Source organism: Cellvibrio mixtus subsp. mixtus J3-8 (assembly GCF_000766945.1).
Classification (GTDB): Bacteria; Pseudomonadota; Gammaproteobacteria; order Pseudomonadales; family Cellvibrionaceae; genus Cellvibrio; species Cellvibrio mixtus_A.
Genome location: NZ_ALBT01000032.1, coordinates 192,818 through 209,880, shown reverse-complemented (window position 1 = coordinate 209,880; position 17,063 = coordinate 192,818). Strand labels below are relative to the sequence as shown.

The following is a 17,063-nucleotide window of genomic DNA, read 5'->3' as shown; positions in this document are numbered from 1 at the left end:
GTCTAAACGATGCAACCACGAATCGATAACGACAGTGCATCACAGCAATTGGAAATACATGCCGCACGAATTCGTTCAAGCGGCATTCTTGCCCGCAGCACCCATCTGCATAGTTTATTTGAATATCTTTACCAATGTTATCTGGATAATAAAACGCCCAAGGAATTGGAAATCGCCATTGACGGTTTGGGGCGCGAAGAAAGTTTCGATGTAACCCAGGATGCGCTCGTCCGTGTTTATATGCATAAATTGCGACGCAAGCTTGATGATTTTTATGGTAATGAGGGCAATACATTTTCTCACCGTTTGCAATTGCCCAAAGGTGAATACCGGTTGGTATTACAAGCGCGCGATGAAGTTAAATACACTGGGGAAAATGCCAGGAGCATCACTAACTTTCCGAAAATCCGAATGACCAATCGATTTTTGGGCGCAATTATTATTGCACTCCTCGTTGTTAACCTGGCGCTTCTATATTTCTGGCGCCCCCCTTCAGCCCTCCCAGACGTTCGACAAACTATTTTATGGCAACCGCTGCTTGCCGATAACAAACCCATCCTGTTGGTATTGGGCGATTATTACATTTTTGCCGAAAGTGAAAATGGTTCCAACGTAAACCGGTTAGTGCGTGATTTTGATATCAATTCGCCTATCGACCTGGCCAGCTATTTACAACTGTACCCCGAACAAGCTGAACACAAATTTGATGTAGGATTAAGTTACCTGCCCACCAGTTCTGCACAAGCACTCACGAAAATCAGCCCGATTATTAATACTACTGATAAACCGGTGCAAACAGTCATGGCTTCGCAATTAACTGCCGAACAATTGCGAACAAACAACATCGTATATATTGGCCATTTAAGTGGTTTGGGTTTGTTATCCGATCAGGTGTTTGCACAATCGCATTTCACAATCGGTGATAGCGGTTTTGATGAATTAGTCGATAAAGAAAGTGGAACTCGTTACATCAATACCCGCAGCATTCCCGGTGCACCCGCCAACACCCAACACCATTACGCCTACCTTGCCAGTTTCACTGGACCGGCAAATAACCGTTTCGTGATTATCGCGGGTGTGCGTGATTCCGGTTTGATTGAGCTGGCCAATATCGCCAGTAATGCCAATGCCCTGGAAACGCTTGCAGAAAATAATTCCGCGCCTTTTTTTGAAGCCGTTTACCAGGCAAATGCCGTTGGAAACAATATCGGTGTCGCGCAACCGGTAAATATTAAATCCCGCACATCCGAAAATTAATCACAGAATAATTTTATTCCCGTTCATATAACGATCAACACTTAACACCCAATAAGCACTTTCATTGCAGCATGCGCCTTGCCGCCCATGGATTAACGTTAATTTCATCAGTTATAACCGTACTTAACTGGATTCCCTGTTTCATTATGCACACTCTGGGCTATTGCCAATTACTTCCAGGTTTTTATCTCAGGTTGATTCCCATGAAATATTTTTCGTTAAAACCATTGCCGCTCGCATTAGTAATCGTCACCGGTGCAACTCATTCTATTGCTGCAGACAGCGCGAGCAGCAACACTTCCGTTGCAACAATCGCCCCAGCAGATACAAAAAATACCCGACTGGAAACGGTGGTAGTGCTTGGTCACCAGTTAAACCAGATCGGGAAAAAACTTTCTGCTGCAGAAGGTACCGTTGGTAGTGCAGATATTGAAAACCGCCCGGTGTTGCGCACAGGTGAAATATTGGAATTTGTTCCGGGCATGATCGTTACCCAACACAGCGGTTCCGGTAAAGCCAACCAATATTTTTTGCGTGGATTCAACCTTGACCACGGCACTGATTTTAATAGCAGTATCGATGGAATGCCGATCAACATGCGTACCCATGGTCACGGCCAGGGTTATACCGATTTAAATTTTATTATTCCCGAATTGATTGGCAGCATCGATTATCGCAAAGGCGCTTACTACGCAGAAGTGGGTGACTTTTCCGGCGCAGGTGCAGCCGCTTTTAAACTTAAAAATCGCCTGGATGAAAATTTGCTCGCATTTACCGGTGGCGAAAATAATTACGGCCGCTTATTAGGTGCCGGTGATGTTGAACTCACCCAAGGTCGATTATTGTTGGGCGCAGAACGGCAAATTTCCGATGGCCCCTGGACCAGCTTAAATGAAGATGTTGATAAAACTGCTGTTAACGCACGTTATATTAATCCATTAACGGACGGAAATTTTACGCTTACCTTTATGGGGTACGACAATAGCTGGAATTCACCCGACCAGATTCCTGCGCGCGCTGTTGAGCAAGGCATTATTGACGAATACGGTTCACTTAACACCACCAACAATGGTGAATCCAGTCGCTACAGTTTATCCAGCCAATGGAATAATCAACTCTGGAAAGCCAATGCCTATGCAATTCATTCCGATTTGCAGCTTATTGCTGACTTCACCTATTTTCTCGATGATCCCGTTAATGGCGATCAATATAAACAAGAAGACGAACGCAATATTTATGGTGGCGCCCTGTCCCGGCATTGGGACTCCGAATGGCTTGGCAAACCGGTGGCCAATCTAATCGGCAGTGAATTTCGTTATGACGATATCGGCAAAGTCGGTTTATATAAAACCAAAACGCGTGAAACGATCAGTACGGTAAGAGAGGATTCTGTTGATGAAGCATCCGGTGGGATTTTTGCGCAAAGCACCATCAGTGTTACGGATAAATTCAGCGCGCACATAGGTGGCCGCTACGACTATTTCACAGTTGATGTAAACAGTAATATTAATGAAAACAGTGGCGATGCATCGCAAGGAAAATTCAGCGTGAAAGCTGGCACCACTTATTTATTCAGCGATCAACTCGAAGGCTTTATTAATGCCGGGCAAGGATTTCACTCCAACGATGCACGCGGAGCAACGCTTACTGTTGACCCGGTTTCATTAGAACCCGCCGATGCGGTGGAATTAATTGTGCCATCCAAAGGGGCAGAAATCGGCGTACGCGTGTTCGACCAACAGCGCTTTAATATTTCCACATCATTGTGGTACCTGGAATCCGAATCGGAATTAATTTTTATCGGCGACGCCGGTCACAACGAGGCAAGCCGCGCATCCAAACGTACCGGTGCGGAAATTGCGAGTTATTTCTGGTTCGACTCCTCCTGGAACCTGGATGTGGAATTGGCATGGACGCGCGCGCGGTTTAGCGAAAATATCCGGGAAGAAGGCAAATATGTAGACGGTTCTGTGCCTTTTGTGGCGAGTACAGGGATTAGCTACGGCGGTAATCGTAACGGCTTACAAGGATCGTTACGATATCGTTATTTTGGTGCGCGCGTGCTCGAAAGCTTTGACCGAATAAAAGCGGACTCCACCAGCACGGTGAATCTTGGTTTGGGTTATCGTTGGGAAAAAACCACGATTGAATTGGAAATTCATAATTTACTGGATAGCGACGAACACGACATTGATTACTATTATGCTTCACGCTTGCCCGGTGAACCTGAAGAGGGTGTAGAGGATTTGCATTATCACCCTGCAGAGCCGCGCACGTTACGCGCAAAGGTTGAGTATCACTTTTAAAACCGGATAATGGCATAGCGCACCGAATCCCAAGGATTATCAGGTGCATTATGCCAATCCCGCACATCTATAAAGCAGGCGTTATTAAAGCAATCGCGTCCTGCACATTGTTAGGCCTGGGCAAAAAATTATTACTATAAAGTGATACAGCTATTGAATGCGCTTGCTGACGGATTTCATGGATTGCAGTAGTTTCAAATAAAACGCCACCCAATGCCGGCCCGATGCCATAAATTTCATATTGTGCTGACAAAGAAAAATTGTGTTCGGGTTTACCTAATTCTGCACACAATTGATTTTCATCTTTTAATAAGCCGATGCAGAGCAATTGCGTAAATCGAAAACCGGGGGCATAACCGGCGCAGATCATCGCTTTATCCGCCAGCACTTTTACTTTTTTATAACGGGAATGGATAGACAGCGCCTTATTCGAATACAGCGTGAGTTGAAACCCGTTCGCGACTGCATCAATACGCGTTACTTTTGCTTTATGTATACGCAAACGCCCTTGCGCTTCCAGGGACGTAAGACGCTGATAAATTTTTGCAGGAATACGATGGCGGGCAACATTCCACCAGGGAAAAAATTTGCGGATACGGACCCGCTCTTTTTCCGGCAAATTACTCCAGATTTGGTTATTAAGTGCACGTAGCTGGTTGATACTATCCTGCCAGGCAATTCCCGTTTGCTGATTGGAGCGAATATAAGCGCGTACATCGCGCAGCAAAGTTCGCGCAGATTGCGCATTCGAATTAAATACCGGCACCATCTGCTGATGGTGCACCTCTTGATGCGCTAAAGGCAAAAGGCCATGCCCGGAGAATACATGGAAGCGTCCCTTAAACCCTCGGGACAGGGCCATTTGCACAGCATCTACCGCACTTAACCCCGAACCAATTAACACCAGGTCACGTTGCTGTTGCCAATCGCATGCGTTCGCAGATACACAGTAAGGTGATGCAAAAATTGAATGGGACGTGACAGGATTATGGAAGGCTGGATAATTACCTGTAGCAACAACCAATGAATCAGCAATAAGGTTACGATGCTGATTCGTAGTAATGCATACGCCATTATCGTTCGCAGCATTAACGGTAATAGCCCGCTCCGCAATGAACTCGATGCTATTGCCACATTGTTCAAGCCGTGCAACCGATTCCTTTAACACCTGACACAAGTATTCGCCATAAATCATGCGCGGGACAAAGTCATCGGGATGGACAATCAGGTCAGAAAAATCGGGATGTAATTGCCGCCATTGATCAGACTGTTGTAACCACTGATAAAAGTGCGCGGGATCATTGGTATAAACACCCATCCGCTGCGCAGGGACATTTAAAACCAACGACGGGTGTGTAACTGCATAAGCTAACCCGCGTGGTGCAGCAGGATTATCATCGACAATCTTGATCGTGAGTGAGGGGGTTTTGGTTGCAGCATGCAGTTTTGCCAAAGCTGCCAGCAAAATCACAGCAGAGGCGCCACAACCAATAATGACCAGATTCTTCCTGTGTAGGGTATCGGGCAAAACAACTACCTATTTAGAATATATCTGTTTGAAAACGCATCAACGTCACAATGCATCAGCTTAAAAAACATGCATCATTATGAATGCATGATTTTACAGATACTGAATAAAAATAACCTCCTTGTACACCGTTTTTTTGCTTACTGCTTTAAATTTTTATTAATTAATTATTGCTTTTTTGCTGATAGCGAATTTATGGCAAGGAAATAATTAGCTACCTGCTTCAGTAACTACAGAAAGCCGCTCGATACCCGCTTTTTCAACCAGCACCATGACTTTGGCTACTACACCATAATCGACCGTTTCATCCGCATTAAGATTCAAGCGCAATTCAGGATCAGCTGCCTTACGGCTTTCCAATTCCTGGCGGATAATTTCCAATGAGTATTCATCTTTATCCAGATAGATTTTCCCTTCGGCATCGATACTAAGTACTAATGGTTTTTTCGGCTCTTCGATTTTGACCGTTGTTTCTGTATCCGGTAAATTTACATTGATCGCATTAGTCATGAGCGGTGCAGTAATAATAAACACCACTAGCAGTACCAACATTACATCCACCATCGGTGTAATATTAATCTCGCTTAAAACTTCATCACTATCACTACTGCTTGAAATTGCCATTATGCAAATACCTCTTTACCGGTATCGGGTTTATTCAATTCGGATTTGCTACCGTCACGCTCAGGTTGAACCTGGGCTGCTTTAACAACAGGAGCGGAGGCTTTAATACGGAAACCTGCTTTTTGTACCAGGCTGACAAAGTCAGTGGCAAAATCATCCAAATCCGCTGCAATTAACTTCACACGACGCAAGAAAAAGTTGTAAGCCAACACAGAAGGTACGGCAACTGCGATGCCGATTCCTGTTGCAATTAGTGCCTCACCAATTGGACCCGCAACCACTTCAATACTCGCCGATTTACTAGCGGTAATTTGCGTAAGCGCCTGGATAATTCCGAATACAGTACCAAACAAACCTACGAACGGCGCGGTATTACCAATTGATGCGAGAATTGCCAAACCATTTTCCAGTGAACGGCGCTCCTTCTGGATTTGTTGGCGCAAATGGCGCTCCAGCAAATCCTGGCGATCCCAACTGTGCTCCAGATCAGTAGCGGTGCTTGCATCTGCGTTGCGCAATGTTTGGAAGCCCGCGGCAGCAACACGCGCTGTGGCACCTACATATTTCTCAAACGAGGCAGCAGCGTGCAAATCAGGAGATGACCAAAATGTTTTAATAAAGCGACGATTTTGGCGTGACAAAGTAAAATGTTGAATGCCTTTTATAACAATCAGGGTCCAGGTAACAATTGAAACAGCAATAAGGGCCCACAAAGTCCACTCAACGATATGTTGGTACAGCTCAGACATAATCTCTATTCCTAATTAACAAAAATGTAATTGAAAAACGTCAGTTCGGTTTTTCATCCAAACAATATTTAAAATGTAATCTCAAAAATCCTGGTGCCGGATTAATTAGATAATTTAAAATCGATGGGCACTTCTACCCAGGAATCTACTGGTGTTTCACCTTGCTTTGCCGGTACGAATGACCAGCGCCTTACTGTTTGTACCGCAGCGGTATCCAACACATTGCGCCCACTGGAGATTTTCACTTCTACTGATGATGGCTTGCCATTCCCCAATACATGTACATTTAAAATTACCGTCCCTTCCCATCCACGCTCCACTGCCAACTCCGGATATTCCGGTGCCGGGTTACGCAAATAACCTGGATTTGCAGTAGCCGGTGTAATTGGCGGTGGTGGTGGCGGTGCAACCGGTTGCGGTGGTGGCGGTGGCGTTTCTACCACTTGCTCCACTGGTACCGGTTTTGGTTTTTCAACCGGTTTGGGTTTCGGTTTTTCCACTTTTGGAGGCGGTGGTACTTCTTCAGGTGGTGGAATTACTGGTGGAGGTGGTTGCTCTACCGGAGGACGATAAAGCTCTACTGTCATCGGGGGAATTTCTGCTTTAGTGATCGGCACTTCTATCACCGGCTTGAAATAAAAATAGGCAAAACCGGCAAAATGCAAACCGATAATAAATGCCAGCGCAATAAAACCTAATGCACCGCGGTATTTCGGGTACACCAATTCAATTTGTTTTTCACGGCTATATTCACGTGGAATTAACTTGACGATATCCGCTGATTTTCGCGGCGTTGTTGCAGGTTGTGTACGCAACTGATGCCGCGCATGGCGACGATCATAACTATAGGGTTCCGAGTATGCATGAGCACTCATAAATGACTCCCGCCCAACAGAGGGCTTACCAAAATCGCTTGTGGCGACAATAAAAAACAACAATTGGTAAACATTTATCCATCATTGTGTGCTGGCATAAATATTCACTTGCCCAAGGTTTTGCAGCAAGTGTGCCAATGAATAAAAATATTAGTGTTCAATCCTTAAAAAAATGCCGCCGCCTTTTAACTCCTTGAAAACCGGCATCTTAATTTTTATCACCACAAGATAAATTGGAAATATTTTCCAATGATGTATACAACCCAGCGTCAAAATTGTTAATTTATAATCAGAAGGACTGGTGAATATCCAGCAGTTTTTTTTAGCGGAGGGGAATAAATTGTGTTCAAAATAAAGCAGAAACCCATTCACATTTATTTCAAAAATAATATTGAAAAAATGGCATAAGCTTATGAATTAATTGAAGTTCAGAAAGGTACACCAGGTCGTTAGAATCGACTTTCACTGCTTTTTTCATAGCACTATTACGCATAAAACGGAGTAATTCATGTCTGAAACCTGGAAATTTGAAACACAATCTGTGCACGCAGGGTACACACCTGATCCCACCACGAAATCAGTTGCAGTGCCCATTTACCAAACAGTTGCCTATGCATTTGATAATGCGCAACATGGCGCGGATTTATTTGATTTAAAAGTTGCAGGTAATATTTATACCCGCATTATGAACCCCACCAATGATGTGCTGGAAAAGCGCGTCGCCGCACTTGAAGGCGGTATTGCCGCGTTGGCGCTGGCATCCGGCCAAGCGGCGGTGACCTATGCGATACAAACAATTGCTGAAGCGGGTGACAATATTGTTTCTTCAACGGCGCTTTACGGGGGTACTTATAATTTATTTGCGCACACATTACCGCAATACGGAATCACTACACGCTTTGCTGACCATCTAAATCCGGATAGTTTTGAACCCTTAATCGATGAACGAACCAAAGCTATTTTTGTAGAGTCATTGGGTAATCCACAAGGAAATGTCACCGATATTGCGCGCATTGCTGAAATTGCTCACCGTCACGGTGTGCCATTAATTGTGGACAATACTGTTGCTACACCTTATTTGTTACGCCCCATTGAACATGGAGCGGATATTGTTGTGCATTCATTGACTAAATATATGGGTGGCCATGGCACTACTGTTGGTGGTGCCATTGTCGATTCCGGAAAGTTTCCCTGGGCGAACCATAAAGAGAAATTCAAACGCTTGAATGAACCTGATGTGAGTTATCACGGTGTGGTGTACACCGAGGCTCTTGGCGCCGCTGCGTATATTGGCCGAGCGCGTGTAGTACCACTGCGCAATACCGGTGCGGCACTTTCACCGTTTAATGCATTCCTGATTTTACAGGGAATAGAAACATTGGCATTGCGCCTCGAGCGCATCAATGACAACACGCAAAAAATTGCTGAATACCTGCAAAGCCATCCGAAAGTAAGCTGGGTAAACTACGCAGGCTTACCAGGCAATCGTTATTATGAGCTTGCACAAAAATATTTGGGCGGAAAGGCATCAGGTTTATTAACTTTTGGTTTAAAGGCTGATGATGGTCGCGAAGCTGGCGCCCGCTTTCTGGATGCGTTGCAATTATTCACTCGCCTGGTAAATATCGGCGATGCAAAATCCCTGGCCACCCACCCTGCTTCCACGACACACCGCCAATTATCCCCCGAAGAATTGGCTAAAGCAGGCGTTGGATTCGACACAGTGAGATTATCGGTGGGCATTGAACACATTGATGATTTATTTGCAGATTTGAAACAAGCTTTGGAAAAAGTGTAATCGACGGCGAACCAAACCATACATCGTTAAATATTTTCCTTGCGTTGCTGTTCAAATTATTAAAAATAAAAGGCACTGAATTTCTTCAGTGCCTTTTTTATCGAGTTAAAAAATTACAATAATGCTTTCACCATCGCTGCATATTCAGGATCCGCTTTATGCAAATATCCCAACATACGCTCCTGGATGGATGCATTAGCTTGCGATAAACCACCTGCAATATTACGGGTGAGTTGCGATTTTTGATCAGCGCTCATCAAGCGGAATAAATCACCAGCCTGAGAATAATAATCCTCACTTAATTGATCGTAGCGATCAACTACAGCGTTACTCAATACCATCGGCGGTTCACGGTAAGCCGGATTTGGTTCGGGATAGCCCTGCCCTGCACGATCATTCGGATAATAATTTGCGCCACTGGTTTGTACCTGGTTACCGTGACCAAACGGGCAACCTGCCGCTGCACCGTCACGCTGGTAGTGGTTCACCGGGCAACGGGGTGCATTCACAGGTAATTGATTGTGGTTCACACCCACGCGATAGCGGTGCGCATCCTGATAAGCAAGCATACGTGCTTGCAACATTTTATCAGGCGATCCACCGGTACCTGGAACGAGATTGCTAGGCGCAAATGCCGATTGCTCGGTTTCAGCAAAATAATTTTGTACGTTGCGATTTAATTCAAGCTGGCCAATTTCAATTAACGGGTAATCTTTGTGTGGCCAAACTTTGGTTAAATCAAAGGGATTAATATGATACGTCTCCGCTTGTTGTTGAGTCATAATCTGGATTTTGACTGTCCAACTCGGAAATTCACCGCGATTAATCGCATCAACCAAATCTTTTTGCGCACCAAACGGAGGTTGTTTTGCGGCTTCTTCATCCGTCAGGGTTTTAATGCCCTGGTTAGTTTTGAAATGCCATTTTACCCAATAGCGCTCACCTTTATCGTTCCACAAACTTAATGTGTGCGAACTAAAACCGTGAACGTGGCGATAGGACAACGGGATACCGCGATCAGACATCAATATCGTCATTTGATGTAACGATTGCGGATGGTTGGCCCAGAATTCATACGCAGCCGCAGGGTCCGGTAAATTGGTTTGCGGGTTTTTCTTTTGCGAATGGATAAAATCAGGGAATTTAATTGGATCATTCAGGAAGAATACCGGTGTGTTGTTGCCAACAACATCATAGTTACCCTGGCGAGTGTAAAACTTCACCGCAAAACCACGTGGATCACGCGCATAGTCACTGGAGTCCTGGCCACCACCGACGGTGGAGAAACGCAAAAATACTTCAGTTTTGTCGCCAACTTTTTGTAAAAAGTCTGCAACACTGTATTCGCTTAAACTTTTGCTCAAGGTGAAGTGACCGTAAGCTCCGGTACCGCGGGCATGCACTACGCGCTCGGGGACACGCTCTCGATTAAAATGCGCGAGTTTTTCAAACAGGTAATGGTTATCAAACGTAAGCGGGCCGCGCGGCCCAACACTGATGCTGTTGTTATCGTCAGCAACGGGTGCGCCAGCGGAGGTAGTCAAATCGATTTTACTCATAGTTACATCCATCCATTTTTAGTTAACAAAGTTGCTCGGAATATGCAACCATACTATGTGATTGCCTTAAATATAAAAAATCAATTATAAATATTGAATCAATAGTTTTTTAATTAATTGCAGTAATTTTCCCTTCAAACAAAACCATCACATAAAAATCATGGTTCTGAACCTTGGCAACAGCTAAACTAGACACTACGACAGACAAGGATTAACGCGCCAGCATGCCGGGATGTGCGCTTAAATAATCCTAGACGATGATCCTGACCCAGCCAGAAAGACCTATGAGTATTTCCCAATCCGTTGTCGGCATCATCCTGGCCGGCGGCCTAGCCAAACGCATGGGCGGAGGCGACAAGTGCCTTCTACCCCTTGCAGGCAAAACCTTGCTACAACGGACTGTAGAGCGCGCCCAACCTCAAGTTGGGTCTTTGTTATTGAATGCCAATGGCAATAGCCTGCGCTTTGCGCGCACACGGTTGCCGGTTATTCCCGACGTATTTCCCAATAACCTCGGTCCATTGGCAGGAATCCATGCCGGGTTGAAACGCATGGGGGGAGACAACCCGAACGCAGAGTGGTTGGCAAGCTTTGCATCGGATACACCATTTTTCCCTACTGATGTAGTCGCACGCTTGTTGGAAGCGGCAGTTACTCATCATAAGCAACTGGCAGTAGCAGCCTCTAAAAACCGCACCCATCCAATTTTCGCGCTTTGGCATGCATCGCTCCTGGAAAAAATTGAACAGCAACTCCAGACCGGAGACGCTCCACGATTGCAGGATTGGATCAAGCAACAAAAAATGGTAACGGTAGAATTTGCTGCAGATGCTTATGATCCATTTTTTAATATCAACACCCCGCAGGATCTTTACGCCGCAGAGCCATTGGTAAGCCTGGTCAAATAAACTATCGCACCGGGATCGCCGGAATTTCGCCAGCCTGTTATGCTTTTCCAAAATCTTTCGAGGGAAATGCAAATGTTGTGGCGAGCGCTCTGTGTGATCCAGTTTTGTTGTTTGTTAGTGATTTATACTTACCTCGGGCTAACACCTCACCCTGAAAATTCAGTGCCGGTTTTCAATGATTTATTAATGCACTTTACCGGTTACACTGTCGCTGCAATGTCCATTAGTTTTGCATGTCCAGGATGGGCATTTTGGCATCGTGCTGCATTCCTCATTACTTATTCTTTTGCTATCGAAGTAGGCCAGCATTTTAATCCTCCTCGCACGTTCAGCCTTGCGGATATGATGGCAAATAGCGGCGGAGTTATCTTGGGGTTATGTATAGTTTTCTTATTAACAAAATACATAACACCTTTCACCAAACTGCTTTATTGGAAAACAAGTTTGCATAATCAAATAACGTCTTCCGAATCCTGAACAAGTTCGTTTGTTCATAGCCAGAGGATTGCCGGTGCAGAAATACAAACAAAACGTAAAAAAATAATTTTGGTTACCACCTTATTGGCAAATTGAAATAACCCACGTTTTTATGCGATATTTTTTGGTTAATCTATTCGTGAAAAACAAAAAGGCCAGCAATTTGCTGGCCTTTTACTAACTCATTTACAAAAACGATATTACAACAACAAACGTCTTACATCAGCAATTACAGCAGTCAGGTAAGTGAAGAACCGGCCAGCATCTGCACCGTTAATTGCACGATGATCGTAAGAGAGAGACAACGGCAGCATATTGCGCGGTACAAACTCTTTGCCATTCCATACAGGTTTCATTTGCGCACGACTTACACCGAGGATAGCAACTTCCGGTGCATTTACGATAGGAGTAAAGCCGTTGCCACCCGCGGCACCAAGGCTGGAGATTGTGAAACAGCCACCTTGCATATCTGCTGGCAACAATTTTCCATCACGCGCTTTTTTAGCAATCGCATTGATCTCGTCAGTCAATTCCCACAGGCCTTTTTTATCCACGTTACGAATAACCGGAACCATCAAACCGTTAGGAGTATCTACTGCGATACCAATATGTACATATTTTTTGTGAACGATACTTTCGCCATCGTGATGTAACGACACATTGAATGTTGGCTCTGCAATTAATGCAGCCGCAGATGCTTTTAACAGGAATGGCAATGGAGTCAATTTGCTGCCGCGCTTTTCTGCTTCGGCTTTCAAACCATTACGGAAGGCTTCCAAATCAGTAATATCAGCATCATCCCATTGGGTAACATGAGGCACATTCAGCCAATTACGGCTCATATTGTCCGCAGTGATTTTCTTCACTTTGCTCATTTTCACCGTTTCAATTTCGCCAAATTTGGAGAAATCGACTGCAGGTACACGCGGAATACCTGAACCACCACCAACAGGTGCGCCAGATTGAGCGGCCTGTACAATTGGCTTCACGTAGCTACGAACGTCATCCTTCAACAAACGACCGCGGGGACCAGTACCCGCTAATTTGCCCAAATCAACACCCAGTTGACGAGCCAGTTTACGCACAGCTGGCCCGGCGTAAACATCACCAGTCTGCTCTACTTCTGCAACTGGAGCTGGTGCAGATTTTGGTGCGTCAACTTTTGCAGCAGGCGCAGGCGCTGCTGCTTCAGCTTTAGCCGGGACTGCGGCAACAGGAGCCGAAGCTATTGCTCCGCCACTGGTAGCCAACACGCCAATTACTGAACCCTGGGAAAGCTTATCGCCTACCTTTACAGCAAGACTGACAATTTTACCTGCTGCTTCAGCAGGGATTTCCATAGATGCCTTATCCGTTTCGAGTACGATCAATGAATCGCCCTCAGCAACTTCATCGCCAACATTTACAGAGATTTCAATAACCTCAACGCCTTCAGCACCACCAATATCCGGAACAACCAGATTTACTTCAGCACTTGCAGCTGGCGCAGGAGCAGCAACTGGAGCCGCCGCTGCTGGCTCTACCGGTTGGGGAGCTGGTTCAGGTGCAGCTGCACCCTCTGCTTCAACTTCCAGCAACAGGCTGCCTTGCGATACTTTATCGCCAATATTTACTTTGATAGCGACAACCTTACCTGATGTATCAGCAGGGATTTCCATTGAAGCCTTGTCCGTTTCAAGCACGACAATTGAATCACCTTCAGCGACGACATCGCCCACTTTTACGGAGATTTCAATTACTTCAACGCCTTCTGCGCCGCCAATATCAGGCACTTTAATAGTTTGAATTGCCACTGTAGTAGTTCCTCATTAATCGGTTATTTCTACATTTGATAAATGTTTTGGAGAATACAAACAACATCGCCCTCTTTGTGAGAGGGCGATGGTTTTATACGCTCAATGGATCCGCTTTTTCCGGATCAATACCAAACTTCTTGATGGCCTTGGCGACCACATCGGCTTTAATCTTGCCCTGGTCTGCCAAAGATTTGAGTGCAGCAATTACCACGAAGTAACGGTTAACTTCGAAGAAATGACGCAATTGGGTACGGGTATCACTGCGACCAAAACCTTCCGTTCCCAACACTGTGTAATCGCCGGGAATATAAGCGCGCAGTTGCTCGGAGTAAGTTTTCAGGTTGTCAGTAGAGATAATGAATGGGCCTTCGGCGCCCTCCAATACCTGGGTAATATAAGGTTTGCGTTGAGCGGCAGTGGGGTTCAGCATATTCCAGCGAGTGGCGCGTTGGCCATCGCGGGTCAATTCGTTCACACTGGTAACACTCCATACATCGGCTTCAACATCAAAGTCTTTGCGCAGGATTTCAGCAGCGAAGCGCACTTCACGCAAAATAGTACCAGCACCCAACAGTTGTACGCGGTTCTTGGCTTTACCCGTGCCTTTTTCCAGTTGGTAAATACCTTTGATAATGCCCTCTTGGGAACCTTCAGGCATATCCGGATGCTGGTAGTTTTCGTTCATCAATGAAACGTAATAGAACACGTTTTCATTGTCGTGATACATGCGCTTGATGCCGTCCTGGATAATGACCGCCAGCTCGTAAGCATAGGTCGGATCGTAAGAACGGCAATTCGGAATAGTGTTGGCAAATACATGGCTGTGGCCATCCTGATGCTGCAAACCTTCGCCATTCAACGTGGTACGGCCAGCTGTAGCCCCCAACAGGAAGCCGCGCGCTTGTGAATCACCCGCTGCCCATGCCAAATCACCAATACGTTGGAAACCGAACATGGAGTAATAGATGTAGAACGGAATCATCGGCTTTTTGTAGTTGCTGTAGGCCGTTGCTGCAGCAATCCAGGAAGCCATGGAACCTGCTTCGTTGATACCCTCTTCCAGAATCTGGCCAGTAGCAGATTCGTGGTAAGACATCATTTGGCCTGCATCGTGAGGAACGTATTTTTGGCCTTCGGATGAATAGATGCCAACGGTTTTAAACATACCTTCCATACCAAAGGTACGCGCTTCGTCCGGTACGATCGGTACGATTTGCTTGCCGATATTCTTGTCTTTTACCAGCGAAGACAGAATACGTACAAAGCTCATCGTAGTAGAAATTTCACGCTCGCCAGTGCTCTTCAACTGCGCCGCAAATGCGTCGAGCGCAGGCACCAGCAATGGATCAAAACGTGGATCACGCGATGGAACAAAACCTTTCAATACCTGACGACGCGCCTTCATATACTGCATTTCAGGGCTGTCTTCTGCCGGACGATAGTACGGAAGCTTGGGCAAGTCCTCATCGCTGATCGGCAGCTCAAAACGATCACGGAATTTTTTCAGATCTTCTGTCGCCAGGGATTTAGCGGAGTGAGTTTTGTTAATCGCCTCGCCGGATGAACCCATACCGTAACCTTTTACAGTCTGGGCAAGAATTACGGTAGGCCTTCCTTTGGTGTTTACGGCTTGATAGTACGCGTTGTAAACCTTATGAGAATCATGGCCACCGCGCGCCAGGCCCATGATGTCGTCATCCGACAAATCCTTGACCAGTTCCAGCAACTCCGGATATTTGCCAAAGAAATGCTCGCGGGTGTATGCACCGCCGTTGGCTTTGTAGTTTTGCATTTCACCATCGACAACTTCGTCCATGCGCTTTTGCAACAGGCCGGTTTTGTCTTTGGCAAGCAGGTCATCCCAGCCGCGGCCCCACAGAACTTTAATAACGTTCCAGCCAGCACCGCGGAATACACCTTCAAGTTCTTGCACAATTTTGCTGTTGCCGCGCACCGGACCATCCAGGCGCTGCAAGTTACAGTTGATCACAAAAATCAGGTTATCCAGCTTCTCGCGGGTAGCAAGGGAAATAGCACCCAGGCTTTCCGGTTCGTCACACTCACCGTCACCCAGGAATGCCCAGACTTTACGGTCAGTTTTGGGGATTAGACCACGCGCTTCCATATAACGGTTAAAACGCGCTTGATAGATAGATTTGATTGGCCCCAAGCCCATGGATACCGTCGGGAATTGCCAGTAATCAGGCATCAGCCATGGGTGCGGATAAGAAGAAAGGCCACCGCCATTGACTTCGCGACGGAAATTATCCAAATGGGATTCGCTAAGACGCCCCTCCACAAATGAACGGGCATACATACCTGGGGATACATGCCCCTGGAAATAAATCAGGTCGCCGGGGGTGTCGCCGTCGTTGCCGCGGAAAAAGTGGTTGAAACCTACATCATATAAGGTGGCCGATGAGGCAAAGGATGCAATGTGCCCCCCCAGACCTTCATCATTATCATTGGCTTTCATGACCATCGCCATGGCATTCCAACGGATAATTGAACGAATTTTGCGCTCCAGCTTGGCATCGCCTGGAAACTTGATTTCTTTTTCTACAGGAATGGTATTGCGATAGGGAGTTTGTATAGAGGAAGGCTGTTCAATGCCATGGTTAACGGCGGACTCGGACAGCGATTTCAGCAGCTCCGCAGCACGGTCTTTACCGGCATGACGGACAACTGATTTCAGGGCGTCCAGCCACTCTTTTGTTTCAATGGCATCAATATCTTGTAGCATTCAAATCTCCTCAGCTATGCGCAAATACGCACATCATGTAGCAGTAGTATCTATATAGGAATTTGGATCTGGGCTTCGCACAAAATTTGCACAAATGTGCAGTTTTTTCATGGAGTTACAGGAGGAATATCCCTTTTTCTTGTGTCAAAAATCCCCGAATTCTTGCATAAGTGGGAATTTTTTACCAGCCCTAGCCCATACGGTAACACTTTTGAGGGGCACAGCTTTGGTGCACTGTTAACTATCCATCGCGCTTTAAATACAACAACGCTATTAAAAAATCGGGTTTGCAACAGGGCTGGCATTATTACCCAAATATTTCCGATTCACCAAGCAGAAATCAGTAAAAATTTTGATAATTTTTGCGCAGCATGCACCACAAAAAAGCAAATAGAGGCATTACTTTGAATCATGCGATTAATCGTTAAACAATTCGCAAAAAA

At 45.8% G+C, this 17,063-nt stretch carries 12 protein-coding genes; 5 read left to right on the top strand and 7 right to left on the bottom strand.

Going from position 1 to position 17,063, the window contains the following annotated elements; genetic code table 11:
• Window positions 1–9 precede the first annotated feature (9 nt).
• Together A596_RS00910 and A596_RS00905 are read left to right on the top strand one after the other, a co-directional pair.
• Window positions 10–1,257, top strand: a complete 1,248-nt coding sequence (locus A596_RS00910; RefSeq protein WP_039911965.1) for a hypothetical protein — start codon at window positions 10–12, stop codon at window positions 1,255–1,257.
• A gap of 203 nt (window positions 1,258–1,460) precedes the next feature.
• The gene (locus A596_RS00905) at window positions 1,461–3,563 is read left to right on the top strand and encodes a TonB-dependent receptor (protein WP_084127869.1); all 2,103 of its coding nucleotides are present in this window, start codon (window positions 1,461–1,463) and stop codon (window positions 3,561–3,563) included.
• A 67-nt stretch (window positions 3,564–3,630) separates the two neighbouring features.
• Here the strand turns inward: A596_RS00905 and A596_RS00900 are convergent, their stop codons facing one another.
• The 4 genes from A596_RS00900 to A596_RS00885 form a co-directional block, all read right to left on the bottom strand.
• Entirely contained in the window at window positions 3,631–5,091 is a 1,461-nt protein-coding gene (locus A596_RS00900) for an FAD/NAD(P)-binding protein (protein WP_084127867.1), read from the bottom strand.
• 210 nt (window positions 5,092–5,301) lie between these two features.
• Window positions 5,302–5,715 carry an ExbD/TolR family protein gene (locus A596_RS00895; protein ID WP_039911963.1) on the bottom strand — a complete coding sequence of 138 codons (414 nt, stop codon included), beginning with the start codon at window positions 5,713–5,715 and terminating at the stop codon, window positions 5,302–5,304.
• Window positions 5,715–6,464 (bottom strand): MotA/TolQ/ExbB proton channel family protein, encoded by a 750-nt coding sequence (locus A596_RS00890; RefSeq protein ID WP_052417089.1) that lies wholly within the window; start codon window positions 6,462–6,464, stop codon window positions 5,715–5,717. Before A596_RS00890 ends, A596_RS00895 begins: the two co-directional genes overlap by 1 nt.
• 101 nt (window positions 6,465–6,565) lie before the next feature.
• Complete coding sequence (locus A596_RS00885; RefSeq protein WP_052417088.1) at window positions 6,566–7,339, bottom strand: energy transducer TonB; 774 nt, start codon at window positions 7,337–7,339, stop codon at window positions 6,566–6,568.
• Window positions 7,340–7,847: 508 nt separating this feature from the next.
• Between A596_RS00885 and A596_RS00875 the strand changes: the two genes are divergently transcribed.
• A complete protein-coding gene (locus tag A596_RS00875) occupies window positions 7,848–9,137 on the top strand; it encodes an O-acetylhomoserine aminocarboxypropyltransferase/cysteine synthase family protein (RefSeq protein ID WP_039911960.1) in 1,290 nt (429 codons plus the stop codon).
• 113 nt (window positions 9,138–9,250) lie between these two features.
• Here A596_RS00875 and A596_RS00870 read toward each other — a convergent pair whose 3' ends face one another.
• A complete protein-coding gene (locus tag A596_RS00870; RefSeq protein ID WP_039911959.1) occupies window positions 9,251–10,696 on the bottom strand; it encodes a catalase in 1,446 nt (481 codons plus the stop codon).
• Between the two features lie 284 nt (window positions 10,697–10,980).
• On the opposite strand from A596_RS00870, the gene mobA reads away from it, so the two are divergent.
• Window positions 10,981–11,604, top strand: coding sequence for a molybdenum cofactor guanylyltransferase MobA (mobA, locus tag A596_RS00865; RefSeq protein ID WP_039911958.1), 624 nt, complete (start codon window positions 10,981–10,983; stop codon window positions 11,602–11,604).
• 39 nt (window positions 11,605–11,643) lie between these two features.
• Window positions 11,644–12,081 (top strand): VanZ family protein, encoded by a 438-nt coding sequence (locus A596_RS00860; RefSeq protein ID WP_235425587.1) that lies wholly within the window; start codon window positions 11,644–11,646, stop codon window positions 12,079–12,081.
• A 200-nt stretch (window positions 12,082–12,281) separates the two neighbouring features.
• Here the strand turns inward: A596_RS00860 and aceF are convergent, their stop codons facing one another.
• Both aceF and aceE read right to left on the bottom strand, forming a co-directional pair.
• Complete coding sequence (gene aceF, locus A596_RS00855; RefSeq protein ID WP_039911957.1) at window positions 12,282–13,874, bottom strand: dihydrolipoyllysine-residue acetyltransferase; 1,593 nt, start codon at window positions 13,872–13,874, stop codon at window positions 12,282–12,284.
• Between the two features lie 94 nt (window positions 13,875–13,968).
• A complete protein-coding gene (gene aceE / locus A596_RS00850) occupies window positions 13,969–16,620 on the bottom strand; it encodes a pyruvate dehydrogenase (acetyl-transferring), homodimeric type (protein ID WP_039911956.1) in 2,652 nt (883 codons plus the stop codon).
• Window positions 16,621–17,063 lie beyond the last annotated feature (443 nt).